General features: G+C 44.3%; 12 protein-coding genes and 1 pseudogene. 3 read left to right on the forward strand and 10 right to left on the reverse strand.

Going from position 1 to position 16,074, the window contains the following annotated elements; all coding sequences use genetic code 11:
- Position 1: 1 nt before the first annotated feature.
- The 7 genes and pseudogenes from pglX to B3K42_RS05025 all read right to left on the reverse strand — a co-directional run bounded on the left by pglX (position 2) and on the right by B3K42_RS05025 (position 11,414).
- Complete coding sequence (gene pglX, locus B3K42_RS04995; RefSeq protein WP_110989704.1) at positions 2 to 3,502, reverse strand: BREX-1 system adenine-specific DNA-methyltransferase PglX; 3,501 nt, start codon at positions 3,500 to 3,502, stop codon at positions 2 to 4.
- A gap of 14 nt (positions 3,503 to 3,516) precedes the next feature.
- Complete coding sequence (brxC, locus tag B3K42_RS05000) at positions 3,517 to 7,041, reverse strand: BREX system P-loop protein BrxC (RefSeq protein WP_292597223.1); 3,525 nt, start codon at positions 7,039 to 7,041, stop codon at positions 3,517 to 3,519.
- A gap of 15 nt (positions 7,042 to 7,056) precedes the next feature.
- Entirely contained in the window at positions 7,057 to 7,614 is a 558-nt protein-coding gene (locus tag B3K42_RS05005) for a DUF1788 domain-containing protein (protein ID WP_292597226.1), read from the reverse strand.
- 10 nt (positions 7,615 to 7,624) lie between these two features.
- Positions 7,625 to 8,218: a DUF1819 family protein gene (locus B3K42_RS05010; protein WP_349680957.1), complete on the reverse strand. Its 594-nt coding sequence runs from the start codon at positions 8,216 to 8,218 to the stop codon at positions 7,625 to 7,627.
- A gap of 330 nt (positions 8,219 to 8,548) precedes the next feature.
- Positions 8,549 to 8,862 (reverse strand): annotated as a pseudogene (locus tag B3K42_RS05015) (type III restriction endonuclease subunit R); the annotation flags it as partial.
- 513 nt (positions 8,863 to 9,375) lie between these two features.
- Entirely contained in the window at positions 9,376 to 10,938 is a 1,563-nt protein-coding gene (locus tag B3K42_RS05020; protein ID WP_292597234.1) for a hypothetical protein, read from the reverse strand.
- Between the two features lie 323 nt (positions 10,939 to 11,261).
- A complete protein-coding gene (locus tag B3K42_RS05025) occupies positions 11,262 to 11,414 on the reverse strand; it encodes a hypothetical protein (RefSeq protein ID WP_292597238.1) in 153 nt (50 codons plus the stop codon).
- A 592-nt stretch (positions 11,415 to 12,006) separates the two neighbouring features.
- On the opposite strand from B3K42_RS05025, the gene B3K42_RS05030 reads away from it, so the two are divergent.
- The 3 genes from B3K42_RS05030 to B3K42_RS05040 are packed head-to-tail and all read left to right on the forward strand — an operon-like array spanning position 12,007 to position 14,266.
- The gene (locus B3K42_RS05030; protein ID WP_110991300.1) at positions 12,007 to 12,255 is read left to right on the forward strand and encodes a hypothetical protein; all 249 of its coding nucleotides are present in this window, start codon (positions 12,007 to 12,009) and stop codon (positions 12,253 to 12,255) included.
- Positions 12,236 to 12,976 carry a hypothetical protein gene (locus B3K42_RS05035; RefSeq protein WP_110991299.1) on the forward strand — a complete coding sequence of 247 codons (741 nt, stop codon included), beginning with the start codon at positions 12,236 to 12,238 and terminating at the stop codon, positions 12,974 to 12,976. The genes B3K42_RS05030 and B3K42_RS05035 overlap by 20 nt, the downstream gene beginning before the upstream one ends.
- A gap of 3 nt (positions 12,977 to 12,979) precedes the next feature.
- Positions 12,980 to 14,266: a DnaB-like helicase C-terminal domain-containing protein gene (locus B3K42_RS05040; RefSeq protein WP_110991298.1), complete on the forward strand. Its 1,287-nt coding sequence runs from the start codon at positions 12,980 to 12,982 to the stop codon at positions 14,264 to 14,266.
- Between the two features lie 153 nt (positions 14,267 to 14,419).
- On the opposite strand, the gene B3K42_RS05045 is transcribed toward B3K42_RS05040, so the two are convergent.
- The 3 genes from B3K42_RS05045 to B3K42_RS05050 all read right to left on the reverse strand — a co-directional run bounded on the left by B3K42_RS05045 (position 14,420) and on the right by B3K42_RS05050 (position 15,367).
- Positions 14,420 to 14,695, reverse strand: a complete 276-nt coding sequence (locus B3K42_RS05045) for a hypothetical protein (protein ID WP_110991297.1) — start codon at positions 14,693 to 14,695, stop codon at positions 14,420 to 14,422.
- A gap of 172 nt (positions 14,696 to 14,867) precedes the next feature.
- Complete coding sequence (locus B3K42_RS13845) at positions 14,868 to 15,095, reverse strand: HepT-like ribonuclease domain-containing protein (protein ID WP_414674508.1); 228 nt, start codon at positions 15,093 to 15,095, stop codon at positions 14,868 to 14,870.
- On the reverse strand, positions 15,071 to 15,367 hold the full coding sequence (locus B3K42_RS05050; RefSeq protein ID WP_121510539.1) for a nucleotidyltransferase family protein: 297 nt from the start codon (positions 15,365 to 15,367) through the stop codon (positions 15,071 to 15,073). The genes B3K42_RS13845 and B3K42_RS05050 overlap by 25 nt, the downstream gene beginning before the upstream one ends.
- Positions 15,368 to 16,074: the final 707 nt, after the last annotated feature.

Below are 16,074 nucleotides of genomic sequence, written 5' to 3' on the forward strand. Positions count from 1 at the left end.
CCTATATCTTCGCCAGGACGTCTGTGAAAATTTCGTAGTTCTTCTTCACACCATCGTCGAGGTCTATCTCGATGTTTTGATCAGCAAGATGGTGAACCTTCTCTTCAAAAACAGTGATTTCTTTCAGTTGCTCTGTCAGCTTATTCTGCTTTTTTAGAAGCCGTGCACGTTCTGTGCCGGCTGCGGTGTTGATGGCAGCGGCGATATGTGAAAGCTGTGTGCGATAGCGCTCCTGCTGTTCGTGGACGTAATCGGTCCGCAGTTTTGCGAGCAGGTCACGCGAATAGCGGTGCATATAGATAAGCGCCTTGAAGCCGTTCTTCTTGCCACTGTCAAACAGCCAGTAAATCGGGCGTTTCTGGTAAATTTTGCAATGAGTGGCGTAGAAGTCATTGAGAAAGTAGTTGCGAATGACTTCACGTGGCGTACCCTTACCGCCAAGTGCGTCGGCGATGAATTTTAGATTTTCCTCCAACGTTTCAGTGCTGTAGGTCAAACGCATAAAATCCACAAACCGCCCCACAATATCGTCATCGAAATACTCATCGTCGCAAATGGGGAGAACATTGTCCTTGTCGGGAATAAATGTCTTGTATTTGCTTGCACTCCACTCACCGCCAGCATAGGTAAGCCCCTCAATATCAAGCGAGTACCGCCCGAACATACAGCCAACAGCATAAGAAATGAAGTTCTTAACCAAGTCCGCCTTTGTGCGGACATAGTAGCTTTCTTTTATATCTTCCGTGATTTCTTCCCTTGCATCATATATGAAGGTGTGAGAAACATCGCGACGAGATACAGTGTCTGGCATCTCTCCAACAACATCGTAAATTTCTAAGAAAACATCATTTAGATATTCTTCATTTCTGTGAAGTTTGCAGAACAATTCGTTTGTTCTATCTCTCAAGAATGAGTAGGCTTTACTCAGATTATTATGGGATGCTCTAAGTCTGCACAACGGATCAGCATGGAAGTCCCACGAAGTCTCGTAAGCATCCCAATCTTCTTTAGCAAGTGCAATGTTGTCGTCTACAATGTCAACTATTTCCCGCGCCCTATGTTCATCATAAATCACCGGGATGTTTGCAATATTACCGACTTGATAATTAATAGTAGGTGCAAGCATCATCATTATTTTACCAATCAAGCAGCAGTTGTTTAACGCAAGAAGATACTTAAGGTTTACATTAGATGACTGAAAGCAACTCATACCTGCCACATCAAACAGATGCCCTACGGGTTTATATCGAAATGCGATGGTATATGATGATATAAGCGACCAAGAAATACATTCTCTAAAATAGAAGTTTGGATTTCGTAAAACCGAACCCTTAAAATTTTTGAGTCTATGACCATCATTTTCCCAATCTACAACATAGTCGTTATTACCATACCATTTTCGGAAATTGCCACCTTTATTATATGGGAACCAACGGGCGGAAGAATCATTAGCTTCTTCGTGGGTGCTACAAGAGAAAAATAGTTTATTATTATCAACTTCAAACCATAACCTTAAGAACTTATCATTATCGGAAGTTGCAATTCCTTGTTTTGGTTCAGCTACTTGTTTAAGTAACAGTGCTTTTTTATAAAGGTGTAGCATTTGGCTTGAAGCACAAAATGCAGTAATTGGTGATCCTGGAACAAGCATTAGGTCATCATTGTTTGCTGAATATTTGTAATCACAGTCATTCTTGATTGCAAATAAACACTTTTCACCTTGAATATCCATATTGCCCTTAAAATCAGACAATTTTATATATATTCCATTATTGTTTTCTTGCTTGTTCTTGATAATAAAGGAACACACATCAACACAAGCAATTTCATTAAATGCACCATGTGCCATCTGAACCAAGCCGATAATACATTTTTCACGCATAATGTATTCACGAAGTGCTTGATATGACTTTATTGACATCCATACATTAGGTGTCATAAAAGCAGAATAGCCGTTGCTCTTACAGAAACTAAAATTGCGATACATAAACACGCTGAACAAGTCACCAGAATAGGGTTTATATTCGCTGATTACAAAATCTTCTAGATGACTTTCCAATTTGCCCAAATAAGGAGGATTAGTACACACGACGGTGTACTCACCGGACATGATGATTGCTTGTTCAGTCAAATGTTCCATTAGAGGCATTTCTTCCGTATGCCAAAGAGAAAAATCAATGTCAATAAAGGCATTCTCCGCGCACTCTGCCAAATACTTTTGGAATGACTCGTAATTAGCACGCTTGACTGTCTTCAAAGAGCCAATTTCCTTTGCATGACGGAAGACATCGACAAGATATTCACCGACTTTGTTCTGTCCTGCATCAGGCATATATTTTGCGCGAGTGAATGTTGCAATGGAGTTGCTTTCACGGATGGAAAGCACATTAGGCTTTATACCTTTAGTCAGGAAGCGACGGTCATAGCTGCGTGCCTTCATCATAACGGCAAAATAGGCAAGCTGAGAACAACGCTCATCAATGTCAAGACCGAAGATATTATTCTTTACGATCTCAGACGCAGCGTCGCGCTCACCATACCCACATTCTTTATAAATCTCCATCAGAACATCAAAGGCATAAACAAGAATGTGCCCACTGCCCATGCAGGGATCTAAAAATGTTAATTCCTGTGGAGATACTGCTTCGGATACATACGAAATCTCACCGGACTTCGGAACAAAAAAGAAGTCCAGCTTTTCGCGGAGTTTGCTTTCAGGATGTCGCTCAATCCAATATTTACCTAAGGAGTTATCCACCATATAACGAACAACCCAGTCGGTTGTGAAAAGCTGAGTTGCAGCAGGAATATCTTCTTTCTTTATGCTCTTACCCCTTAGAGGATCAATAACCTCGTCGTGTTTATCCGAGATATAGTACTGATACATCCATCCAATAATCTGTACAGCGTCCCGAAAGTCTTCTTCCGGTATATCCGTCACAAGCCGCCCAAGAACACTGTCTGGCTTCAGAATGTTGATTGGCAGGAGCATTTCAGTGTAACTACCGAGCCGCTCGAACATCTCTGGCAATGCCTCGTTTAGTGCGTTGCATTGCGTCAGCAATAGGTAACGATAGAGTTCCTCCGTCCTGTTGGCGTTTAAGAGAGCGGATACTTTTGCCTTATCCAGTCCGGGCAAGTCAAGGTGGAGAAAGTCTTTCAGAATTTCAGGATTAAAGCCGCCATTCGCGTCCGAGAACACACGTACATGGGTTGGTAGATAATCGTTGACCTCCATAAAACGCAGAGCGACAAAGCGGTTGAACCAAGTGTACGCCACCTCCTCAACTGCCTGCTCAAAATCATGCTTTTTTATCTGCACAACAAACTCATGACGTTGCCGCTTCTCTTCTGCGGAAAGTACACGTCCAGATATGACTGTGGCGTTCTCATCACCGTAGCCCTTGTCGTTGATACCATATTGATAGGCGCGTTGTTTCACTTGTTCGATGAGTTCGTTACGAGCCCAGACTGCATATTTTTGAATAGCGTTCTTGTTCATATGCACACCCTCGCTTAATTTATTTGAATTCCATCCTTTGCTTCCAATATGTCGTACAGTTTCTTTCGGATCAATTCAAGGTAGCTGTCCACTTCATCACGAGAGGTCAACCTTTTGACAGGAAATACTTCGTGGCGGCGCACCTGAACGATTATCTGCTGTTGAGGTTTTTCAGCGCCCTCTTCGTGTGACCCAGGATCTTCATGAAGTATGGACTCTACCTGCGCGCAAACTTGGTCTTTATAGTTGTGCAGTTGCGTTATCATTGCGTCAAGCATGGTCAGGCTCGTCGCATCGGCAACTTTCTGTTCGTACTCTATGAAGCGATTATCTGAATTCTTTACTTCATCGCTTGCTTTGCTTTCGCCACCCGCGAGTGCGTGGATATCATCCATACACAGAGCAATAATGCCGAGCACTTCCTTTTTCTTTTGTTCCAAAAGCCCCCTATAGGCAGTCTTAATTGACTGCATCAGATCGGATAGATCCTTAATTCTTCCGTAAGGCTTGTGCATACCGAGGATAGCCTCAATCTCGTTGATTTTGCTGGTTGTTTCGAGGTCGATGGCGAAATAATCACGCTCGTTTTGCAGATCGCCTTGGAGTTTTCTCGCAGCATCAAATATGCCCCTCTGAGATTTGAAGAAGGTCTCGATTTCCTCCATATCCTCAGTAGCATCGCGTATGTCGTCCTGTCTGGCGAGTAATCGTTTCAGAAGAGCAACATTGTCGTTCTTCTGTGAGAGTATCTCACCCATCAAGTCGCGGGCGCGGATTGCCTCTTCCTTCTGCGGGTAGTGGTCTTGGTTGTATTCGGCAATCAGTGCTTCGTAGCTAGTTTTTTTATTGGTTAGTGTGTCTTTGACAAACATTAGCAAACCGTCCTCATCCTCAGCAATGCTCATCTGACCAAGCCAGTCGCGTAGGAAATTGACCGCCTTGCGCATATCCTCTTCGGACGGAGCAATACGTCGGCTTACGCTTGCCTTGTCAACTTCGGATTTAATGCGCAGATAGCGCACCAGATTATTATCGTCCTTACTCACGACCGCGCCGCCATAACGGATTTCAATCTTCTGGGACACGATAAGTCGTGCCACAAGCGCGGCAATATCGATCTCTCGCCAGCCGTAAGGGATCGCCTGATAACGACGCTGCACTTCGCCCATTGATACGGGGACATGGCTCATGTGGCGCTCTTCAAGCCATTGGCTAATCTCGTTCAGAGCATACTCGTTATTTGACCCGCTTCCGGCAATGCCGCTCTGTTGGGGTTCGCCGTTTAGAATGGTTAGAATGTCCGCATCGCTCTCGCTGAAAGTGTTCACGAGGTTCAGTTTGGAGTAGACACTCTCTATTAGTTGCTTCAAGGCTTCGTCAAGTTTGGTCTTAGCATCTCCATGTGTGATTTCGACTTTCTCACCAGCAATGAAGAATGTACTACCGACAATAGCCTTTTCTATCTGAGTTTTTGCGCTCATTTCCAGGGCCCTGGCTTGGGATTGCCTTTTGCGGATGATTTCCTGAATTGTTTCTGGCAATTGGGAAACATTCTTTTGTTTGATGTATTTGTGAATCTTTGCGGCAGTTTCAAGTTCCTCAAAGTATTGGACTTCATTCGACAGAAGGATTATAACCTCGTTGTTGACCAGTGAGTCAATTATCAGTTTTGCTTCTGGAGCGTTGTAGTAGTCGCTTGCAACTGTGACAAAACGCAGACGCACCCCGCCCGTTGCAGCACCAAAGATGGTCTCGTCAATGTACTGATCATATGCAAAGTCATATTTTCTGTATTTGAATTTTTTTGACGCGTAGATTTCACTGAAAATCGTCTGTCCGATGCTCTGAACTATAGTTGCACTATCGACGGAAGTATTGCGAATCTCGATGGCAATGTCCTGTTCTTCATCGGTCAGAAATGAGTAGTTATCTCCGTTTCTGGCAACATAGTTTTGTGCTTCCAGGCGCTCTAGGGATTCGGCGATTTCGCGACGAAGGATTATTTTATCCGCGCGTACATCGTCAACCATCAGGATTGCGATGTTATCAATATTCGCCTTGATATCGTCGATATAGCGCACGAGATATAGCAGTTTCAGTACGCTCACATCTCGCTTTTCCAGGCCGTCGTGTTTGTCGGCCGCGGTCTGACAGCGCTCTATCACTCGGCGTATGGGGCTTTCGAGGAAGGTATGCACCGTGTCGTAGAACAGCGAGAACGGCACGAGGGCATTCTCGTCTTTATCATGAACTTTCTGTGCTGCCTCTTGGAAACCAGAAAGCATCGAACGTTCACCACCCGATAGGTGTTTACCTGCATTGCCGTGCTTGCGGATTTCGGCGAGTACCTTCTGAATGATGATGAACTGGTATGGTACAAATGGATAAGTCGCGGAGAATTCCGCGCCACTGGTGTAGCCTTTGATGTCCAGCACCGCGTTGTTAAACGTGAAGAGGTTCTTCAATACTGCGCGTTCCTTTTCATAAACCATACGCAGGAGCGCGTCCGCGTCCTCGGTCTTTTCAAGGATACGTTTCTTGATAACCTCGTCAACCGAAGCGGAGGACAAGGAAAGGCGTGTATTGAAACGTCCTTGAATCTTGGAAAAGTCGTCACCGATTATTCTCACGACAGAGTCAATGGCTTCTTGGCTTGTGACCATCACCCAGACTTTTCCACGACACTTGCTTCCAATTTCCTCAACGATAGACTGGAGGTTCAACATCAGGTCGCTGTCGTCGCCGATGTACTGGCCTATCTCGTCCATGCAGAATAGTAGCCGGAAAGCCTCGCCTTTAGAATCGACATATTCTTTGATCTCCTCAACAAGCTGCTTGATGCTCATATCCACATTCTCTTCGCCGTTGAACCAGTTGCGGGCCGCTGTTTCGCTCATGACGAGAACGCTCTGCAAAACGGACACAATATCGTCTTCAAAGAAAGCATAGGATGCTCTAGCTTCTACCCATGGCGTGCCATTGACTTCCTCAAACGCTCTGCGGAAAGCGTCGGTCTTGCCCCTCTTATCTACGAAGCGTTCAAGTTTCGCAATTTTTAAGTCCTCACCATAGAAGCCGAGATGGTTGTAGAACACCTTGGCGAGCACACGCAAGACTGCTGTTTTGTCCTTCTTAATGGGTCCCTCGATGTCGATGTTGAACAGTATTGACTCCGTAGGGATATTGGCACAACGGACGACCGTGGCGTAAGTCATTGGATCATCAAACTTGTCTTTGAAGAAGTCCACCGCGGATCTACCCGCAACCTTTTGATTGGATAGTAGATAAGACAGCATTTTAAGGAAGTGGGATTTACCACTTCCAAAGAAGCCAGAAATCCAAACCCCTATTTTATCGGTTGGTTGATCAATGGCTTTCGAGTAATTATCAAAAAAAGTATTGAAGTGGCGGCGGAGTTCCTTTGTGATGATGTATTCGCCAAGTTCCTGTAATAGACTCTGCTCGTCATCCTGTGCCACTTTGATGACTCCGTTGATTTCTCGGTTAATATCCTTTTGGAACATGCTTTGAATCTTCATAGTGATTTCCTCCAGTTAGAGCAGATTGAACGCCCTGTAATAGTTCCCGTCGTGGAACTTATTGAATAGACTTAGGCTTTGCCCGTTGAACTCTCCTGGATAGAACAGTACAATCGGCACATCTGAGAAGACCTGCTGCATACTGTCTAGCATTTTGTGAGACCGCATGAAGGGGTATACTTTGCCTACACCAGTCAGGAAAAGCACATCGCCGTGCAGGTGCGGCTCATATTTCATCTTGGCGAGGAACGCCTCCGGCGTGGCTATCTTTTGAAGCTGAGCGAGGAGGTAGTCTTTGCCTTTCTTTTGCTCGAGAGCCGGGACAGTGCCAAGCACGCGTTTTTCAGCCAAAATCTCAAGCAAGATTTTATACATATCCCGCTCGATGACCCTGTAGTTATCAGATGATGTATTAGCTAGCCTCTCAATGTAGTCGCGGACAATGAGTTCGTATTGCGGTGCGTATTTGAAAACGTGAATCCCCACTTCGTTGGAAAGCCCTTTGTTTGCGAGGAAGTTCACGTCGGAGATGCGTTCCTTGATCTTATCAAGTTCTTGTTTGATGTCTGCCATATTCTCGCTCCTACCTGAAACAGTTGAACGCGGCAAGCGCGGTCAAGTCATTGTTTTCGCGGATGCCTGTTTCTAGTTCCTCACTAATGAATATAGGGTTTAACGTAGTATCCCTGACACCATCAAGCATCCCTGTTTCAATTAGGCACCTAGTCAGTACTTGTTTTAATTTTATTATCGTCTTCTCACTCCAAGCCGCCACGTTGTCGTTCTGTTCCTGTAAGTGGGAGAAAAACACGTTAATGTCCTTCTTGGTATAGGAAAAGTCCTGGTGGTGATACTTTTCGCCGACAAGTCCCTCCATAAACTCGCGGACAAGACGGTTGTAGCGCATCATCGCGTAGAGGTTTATCTGCTTCGCAACTTCAATGGGTGCGTTCGCCAACTCGTAGACCAGTTTCTCGTTGTTGAGCGCAACCAGCCGCTTTTGACAAGCACGAGCGATTCTTATGACCATGCGTTCCGTCGGATACTGGAACAAATTGCCCCGTTTGATATACGCAATGATCTCTTCAATTGGCTTTTGTTCAAGATACTGCTTCGACACAATTCTCATCTCATAAAACAGGAATTGCTCAGCAGTCAGGGTGCCGTTATATGGCATAGAAATATTCTTGTGTTTTATCACCTTTTCACGCCCCTATTACCTTAAGGTTTCATCACCAGCTTACTCAATCTCGGCACTGTTGCCACTGTCGACACAAGTGTTCACTTCCGAAATTTTGAATATATATTGTTTGCCTATCCCGCGGTGCGGGAAACTTTCTTCTTAATCCAATTACAGATTGCATCTTTACTCACACCGACATGCTTAGCCAGTATGGCGGAGAAGCCTTCAATGCTTCACAATCTCTCTATATCAAGTTCCGCAAGTTTTTCAGCTTCTTCAAATACCCCCATGTAGTTAGCCTGACAGGTGAATCGAATAGACTCGAGCGTACTTACCGGCTATCGCCTTCTGGGTGAGCTCATTCCTGAGCTTGACTTCGAACTCCGTCCGTAGAGGCTTTTCTCGCGATTGAGCTGGGGAATATAGAACTCTCGCTTCTCCTTCTTCGTCTTGTCCACCACGAAGGCGGGAGAAGTGAATATGAATCGCAGCTCATCGACAGCCTCAAGCTGTTCTTTGAGTACCTGGAAGGCATATATGGAGAAGCATGACGCGGCAATGTCTATCTTGCTCCTGTCGCTAATGGTTGCTGTCAGATCATCCTTAAGAGTCTCTCGAATGTTGTCGATTATTTTCATTTGGTCTCCAGCTCGAATATTCTTAGCAGTTACGACAGTTGAAATCGTTTTCGAAGCAATGTCTTGATGAATCTGTGGCCAATAGTTTAGCTAGTTTGAGTGTTCCGTTAAATGGTAATCGTCGCAACTATTTCCTACTAAAGATTATAAGCATTGTTACAAAGAAAACCAAATGCAATGGTTTGCGTATCAAAAAACCCCGGTAATTTTCCGGGGTTTCTGAACGATCACTATATATGTTCTTCAGATCATCCGACCAGTTTTGGTCGATTTTGCTTCAAAAGGTATTCTGCACTCTCTTTCCGACGTACGGTTATTTTACCAGCACCTTCATCGCCGTCTTCCAGAGCCCCCTGTTAAGGAACACGAGAGAGTGTTAATTAGACAAAAAAACGCCAGGAAGCAGAATCCAAGTATCTGATGCGTTTGACGTTTCAAGGTAAGAGTACTCAATACGGACCATTTATTTTTCGGGAAAGTGAACGAATAACAGGTTGCACACAATTGCTAAGATCACTTGTTGCCGAGCCTCTCGGTAATCTCCACGAGTTTGTTGATGTCCTCAAGAATGATTCTCATCATAGCACTATCAAAGTCTGGATCTTTGGAAATAGACAATAAATTGTCATATAATTTCTTGGCCCTATCACTTTCTCTGGTCTTGTTCTGGTAATCAATGAATCTAGAAGCAAAGTAGGTTCTTGTTGTTTCAGTCTCCCAGAACAGACAGCCAGAAAGAGTACTTGAGAGCACCTTGTTGAACAATGATAGGTCCGTTATGCCTTTGTCACAGTATAGATCATAGACGGCAAAGAGATTATCGAAGACTGCGCAGTACAAAGATTCTCTTATCTTCGTCCTTTCTTTGTTATCAGCGAACTTCCGACCTATTTTGAAAACTCTCTTAAGATATGCATTATTGCCGGTGGAAATGATCTTTTCCATTAAGGGAAGTAATCTGTCGAGTTGTTCTTTGTTGGGACTAATTAGGCTCTTCTCAGAAAGAAACGATTTAAAGCACTCAAGTAACGAAATTGCCAGCATTGTCAAATCTATTTTCACATGTTTGGCCATCTCCAAACTATTATTTACAAGATTAGTTCCATAGTAGATATTTCGGGCAACAAAAGCTCGAAACAATCGATCTTTGTTTAGGCTTCCAAATTGAATAACATCAATCAATATGTTTGTGGCATCCAATAACTCGGTTTGAAAAATGTCGCCGGATTTCCAAGATTGCCTTTGAAGTTTTCTCATATCTGCAAGCAGCTGATCTGACAAGTTAGATTCATGGTTCTTCTTTCTAGCTTTGATAATGCATGAATTGCATTTCTTAAGAAGCAGATAGCAGATTCTTCGAATAACAATTATATCATTACACTCAAGCACTGTTTCCATAAACCGCATTAACATTGTTCTTTCACTCTTGTTTAAAATGGTCTCTTGGCGTGACTCCAAGATAGTATCTCGCTGGATTTGACCAAGAAAAATTGAAAATTGTCCAGTGATGGTTGCTTTGCTAATCTCGCTTTGCACAAAGGGGAATAATGAACTCAAGGACAGGGCAAAGAGCATGAAGGACCATTTAGCTGTTTCGTCCAGAACAGTTTGATTAGTCGCATCATTGAGAGAAAAGAGCAGCATAGCTGTAATTGCAATGCTTACACCAAAGAATGTAGCAACAATTGTCATATCGTAATCACGATAATCCAGATTGAAATCGGTTATTCTAGATGAGTTGGCGAATATCTGTGGAAGAATGATTCCTATACTAATACATACTGCCATAAGAGTAGCTTCACCCTGAATTAAGGCGCTTAACGTGTATCGCACTGAATCAACGCTTTCAACTGTTATCTGGGAAGTGAGAAGTCTGCTAAGGAAGAAGGCAATATACGCAGTGAAGAAGTACCTAGGAATCATCTTGTACTTCCGCTTCGCTATAAGCATTTCGCTATAGAATAGCGGATCAACGACTGCTACTAAGAGTTTGGAAATTAGGCCAAGAAGAAATAGTAGTTGTATTAAAAACACATATAGAATCTTACGAAGAAAGTGCAAGCTCTTCTTTTCCACACCTACCTCCAAATTACGCGTTTGTGATTTGGCACTTTAAGTAACACGATTTCTTGAAATATATGCAGCCACAAATACGTTCAAATAACATGAAGAGTTATTACAACTTCACAAAAATTCAAATCTAATGTGTACGGTTGCCATCTGGATTTTACTATACTTTCGCCTAAATACGAGAATTCATAATGGAGAGCACCCAGCTGGTTCTTTGAGGAAGTAGAAAAATCCCCGTCCTAGTTGACGGGGGATTGTTCGCGAGAATTCGAATTGGGTTAAGTTATTGGCATTAACTCTAAATAAGTAACATGTTTTGGCTAATCTGATTATCTCACCAACACCTTCATCGCCGTCTTCCAAAGCCCTCTGTTAAGGAACATAACGACAAGGTCTATCAAGACATCCAGGATGAAGTCGAAGAATTCGGGATCGATCTTCCATTGTTCATCTGGAAGTGCATCCTTTATCATCTGCTTCACTTTCTCTTTCTTCTCCGCGCCTTTGCCGGAAGGTTTGACATAAATAGTTGCTATTGCAATTAGGTTTCATCTTCTTGAAAATAGGTGAATTTCACCTGAGCTTGGTCTTGGGGATTCCGTATCTATAAAATAATGACTGATATGTGAAGTCGGCCCTCGGATGATCAAGAAGTGTTTCTTCGATTTTCTGAACTCTCAGCGAATAAGGAGTGAATAGAGATTTTAGGCATCGGATTCTATCTTTGGCATGAGATTTAGGTAATCAGTACTGCTTTTGAAAAACCGCTCTGGATAGTTAGATGGTCGTTCTTCTCTAAAGGGATTCCAGACTTTGCTCAAGGTGGTGATCTTGCATGTGAGTAAAAGCAAGAAACAGCTGAAGACTAAACAGATAGGGAGGGAGAAGAGATGAAATCCAACAGTGTAATTCCTACCAAGTACTCGGGAGTTTATGAAGTGAACAGTCTTAACAAAACTTAAAGAATATTTAAGTACTTGGAATCAGGGTTTCTTTGCGATTATGATATGCCCAGTCGGTGTTTCCTGTTCCGATTCCGTATGAAAAATCTCAAACCGAAAGAAGGTGGGCAAGTTGGTAAGAAGAAAAAAAGGATCTCCTGCAAGAGATCCGAAAAGGTACAAAGGATATTTTACCCGAAGAGATTCTAGCACAGGAGGATTCGTCAGTTCCTATCGTGATCGTTTCCGCAACATTTCCTCGGAAGAAAGAGTTCACAGAAAGTACCACAGGATTATGAACGAGATCTACGACAGGAATCGCGATTCTTATCCGAATGTATTTGAAGAAAGGAGAGAGCTAATTGAGAGTCTCAAGATCTAATACCACATCTATTTTCAGAGTGAAGAAGCAAAGAAATTTCGTAGCGATCGACAAGAGTTTTCTGAGCGATGCTTCTCTTTCATGCAAGGCGAAAGGGCTTCTCGCCTTCTTTCTTTCCAAACCCGATGACTGGGAGTTTCGGCTCTCCGAGATCAGGAGGAATTTCAAAGATGGAAAGGAGAGTATTAGAAGGGGAATCGAGGAACTGCAGAAGGCCGGTTATGTAAAAAAGGTGAAGTTGCGCGGAACGAAAGGCAAGTTCGACGGAGTGAGGTACCTGATTTACGAAACTCCTTATTTGAGCGAGGTTCACCCGCAAACCGATTTCCCGACTTCGGGAAAACCGAAAGCGGATAATCCGGCGGCGGAAAACCCGTCACTACTAAATAATGATATTACTAAGGATACTTCGTATCGTGCAGGCACGAGTGAAGATATATCTAAGTGGGGAAAGAATGACTTCATCAAGAGAACTGCAAGTCTAATCAAAGAGAGGCTGGAAATTGAAGACAATTACAAGCTTGCAGCTGCGCTAATAGGAGATTCAGATCGACAGATCGACTGGTATTTCCCCATGTGGCTTGTAGAATATTTCACCGAGGCAATAAACAGGGCAAATGATAAGAAAAAGTACCTTTTCTCGCTCCTGAAGAAACCAGAGTTATGGAAGCTTTTCATGAGCTTTCTCGAGAGCGAGTCGTTCAATGGAAGGGGGTTATGAGAGATGATGATTCTCGATGTCAGGTCGGAAAGGCAAGTGCTGAAGGCTTTGATACACTACATAAATCTTAGGTGCAGGATTGACGAGATAGATCGAAGGTTTCTTTCCCAGGAATCGCAGATTATCTACGACATTATTTCAAAAAAGAGAGACAAAGACCCCACTTTGATCCTGATGGAAATGTATAACAGGGTGGAACGCTTTGATGTCGATGATGTTGACCTGGTAAGCGAAAACGAAGCCAACAATCTGATCGACTCCTTCAACAGGACTTTGAGGAACAAGAAATTCAGGTTTCTGCTTAACCAAATCTCTCGTGTGATGGAGAAAGACAACATGGAAATGGAGGACGCAACCGGAAAAATTATGTCCTTCCTTCATGAGAGCTCGTCTGGATTCAAGTACGTGGACATGAAGCAGGCGAACATGCTTCTAAAACAGTTTCACACTGATGTCTGGGCGAACAGGAGCAAGAAGCTTCATTGGCCGTTCAGATATTTCAACACAGTGTTGAACAGTCTTAGGGGTAAGGAGCTTGTGGTAATCGCGGGAGAGACAGCAACGGGAAAGACTGCATTTATGCTGAATACTGCGGATCGCTGGGCCGCCGAGGGAAAGACTATAGGATATATCTCTCTGGAAATCGATGTAGTTGACCTTAAGAACAGAATGCACCAGAAGGATTTCGATATAAACCTCAGTGCAGAGTCGGAAAAGCTGAGCGAAGAAGGACAGTTGCTACTGAACGATGCGATCGACAGGACGGTGGATCAGAAAATGTTTTTCTGTGACAGCGGGGTGAGATCTGTTCACGAGATCATAGCGGGCATAAAGCTGATGAATATGCTTCATCAATTCGATGTTGTCTTCATAGATTATCTCCAGCTCATGAGCTGCCCGGGAAAGCAGTCCAAGGACGCAGAGATCGGCGAGATAATGGGATCGCTGAAGGCTCTTGCTATGGATATCAAAGTCCCGATCATAGTCGCCTCGCAACTGAACAGAGAAGTCGGCAAAAACGACAAGGGGATTCCAAGACTCTCGAATCTTCGAGAATCGGGAACGATAGAACACAGCGCCGATGTAGTAATCCTAATCTACAGGCCAATACTGTACAACAAGAGCCAATCGTTGAACGAATATCACGCGATAGTTGCCAAACAGAGAAACGGAAAGACAGGCACTATCTACATGGACTTCAACATGACCAGACAGGTAATCGAAGGTACGGGAACATCCGCCAAATGCAAAGAAGAACGTTCCCCTAGCCTTGAACACGTCCTTGGATAAGATCAAAACCGAGATCCCAAATTAAATTTGGGAGGACAGGGCAAGGCAAAATGAGGACCGACGGGTCCCTGCGTAGATTGTTCCCAGTCTTGTTATCACGAAAAACAAGGGCCCTTTCGGGCCCTTGACTTGATTGAGTAGGGGTTTTATCTTTTACAGCTGTGCTGCTTTCCCAAATCCTCTGCCGAGTCCCGGTCCCTTTTCACCAGAGGCGCCGTGCCTGTAGCCTGTTCCGTCCTGGGCATTCTTTAGTTCTCTTACACCGTCATTGGGGCAGTTGTCATTTATTCCGTCGCCGTCTGCATCTACGAAGTTCTCACAGGTTGTAGGATCCTGACTTCTCTGCATCGCCTTCGTTCCGTAACCTACTGCCAATGTCATTCCACCGATCAAAAGAACCGCTATCGTAATTAACACTATCTTTTTCATCTCTTACACCTCCATATGATTTTTGGTACATTCTCAGTCTACGGCCCATTTCTTAGAGCCCGCTTAGCATCCGCTTAGAAATTGCTTAGAAACGTGGTAGCAGTTATGGGTTAGGGGGTTGGAAGAGCAAAGGATCGGTTGCAAGTTTCAGTTGTGAGTTGCAGGAAAACAATCAGACAGTCATTTCTTCCCGCCGAAGCCAAGCGTTAATCACCTGATGCTTCTGTTCACCAATTAGCAGTAAGGCGTACAAAACTGAGTAGTTGACTGATCTTTTATGCTCGAATTCGTCAAAAGACACTCCCTGGAGAAACCCCTCGATCTCTCCTATGAGCCTTAGTATCTCTTCAATATGTTTCTCAGCGTTATCTGGTCTCATGATATGTATTTGACCTCGCATAAGACCCGATCTTCATAGTCTTTTCTTAGTGCTTTGCGAGTTACCAGATCAACACGCTTTTCAAGCAACATTGCGAGATCGTTCTTAAGCCTTATGAACTCGAAGAGATCGGGAGTCTGTTCGAAATCGACAAGAATGTCCACGTCACTGCTTTGGGTGTACGAGTTTCTCGCGTAGGAACCAAAGACTCCTATGGTTTTCACCTTGTACTCCTCTTTCAGCTCTGATAGCTTCCCGGAGAGCTTCGAAAGAATATCTTCCAGAGTATTCATACTGTTCCTCCACAATTAGCATTGTTCTAGGCTAATTATAGCATCGGCGGTCGAATTGCCCGCTTCGCGGGGAAACAAAGGATCGGGTTAGAAAGATCGGGTTACGAAGAACGGGTTAATAGGAGCGGGTGAAAGGGAAGAGCGCAGATAATAATCAATTGCTGACGCAGGCGAGGCCGACTTCGTCGAGAAGTGATTCTGCTGCGCAGGAAGTGATGCTCGGAGGAACGTCCGGGGAAGTGATGCTCGCTGCACGAGTAAGAATAAAACATTAGACGCAATGCCGCCTGCGGCGGGACGCAATGCACTGAAGAGCGTCAGTGGATGCAAGGCTGGCTAAGATCATGCCAGGACGCAAGGCCCGCTTCGCGGGGAAAGATCCTCAAAGCCAGTCTGCTACGAAGGCCGATCTTCTTCATCTGTGATCCGATTCAGAATCATATTCTTCTTGTAGGGGCGAACGGCCGTTCGCCCGAAGGGGAAGCCCTCTCTCAGGCGCAAAGCAGAAGGCAAAAAGTGGTCGGTCACTAACTCAGGCCAGTCACATTAGAGAAGGTTCTCCGTTAGCCGTTCACCGTCCAAAGATCGGCGCTGATCGCTTACCAGGAGACGCTGATCGCTGGAAGAGCAAGGGCATTAAGAACAGGTCATCTGTCAATGGTCCACCGTCCTACGAGAAGAGCATATTTACCCCGCAAGGATATTGG

The organism is Mesotoga sp. UBA6090, from assembly GCF_002435945.1.
GTDB lineage: Bacteria > Thermotogota > Thermotogae > Petrotogales > Kosmotogaceae > Mesotoga.

Bases quoted from the DNA above. Each gene is read 5' to 3' on its own strand.
- B3K42_RS05045 (WP_110991297.1), bottom strand. From the start codon at position 14,695: ATGAAAAAGATAGTGTTAATTACGATAGCGGTTCTTTTGATCGGTGGA.
- brxC (WP_292597223.1), bottom strand. From the start codon at position 7,041: ATGAAGATTCAAAGCATGTTCCAAAAGGATATTAACCGAGAAATCAAC.
- pglX (WP_110989704.1), bottom strand. From the start codon at position 3,502: ATGAACAAGAACGCTATTCAAAAATATGCAGTCTGGGCTCGTAACGAA.
- B3K42_RS05010 (WP_349680957.1), bottom strand. From the start codon at position 8,218: ATGCCATATAACGGCACCCTGACTGCTGAGCAATTCCTGTTTTATGAG.
- B3K42_RS05005 (WP_292597226.1), bottom strand. From the start codon at position 7,614: ATGGCAGACATCAAACAAGAACTTGATAAGATCAAGGAACGCATCTCC.
- B3K42_RS13845 (WP_414674508.1), bottom strand. From the start codon at position 15,095: ATGCGAGGTCAAATACATATCATGAGACCAGATAACGCTGAGAAACAT.
- B3K42_RS05040 (WP_110991298.1), top strand. From the start codon at position 12,980: ATGATGATTCTCGATGTCAGGTCGGAAAGGCAAGTGCTGAAGGCTTTG.
- B3K42_RS05050 (WP_121510539.1), bottom strand. From the start codon at position 15,367: ATGAATACTCTGGAAGATATTCTTTCGAAGCTCTCCGGGAAGCTATCA.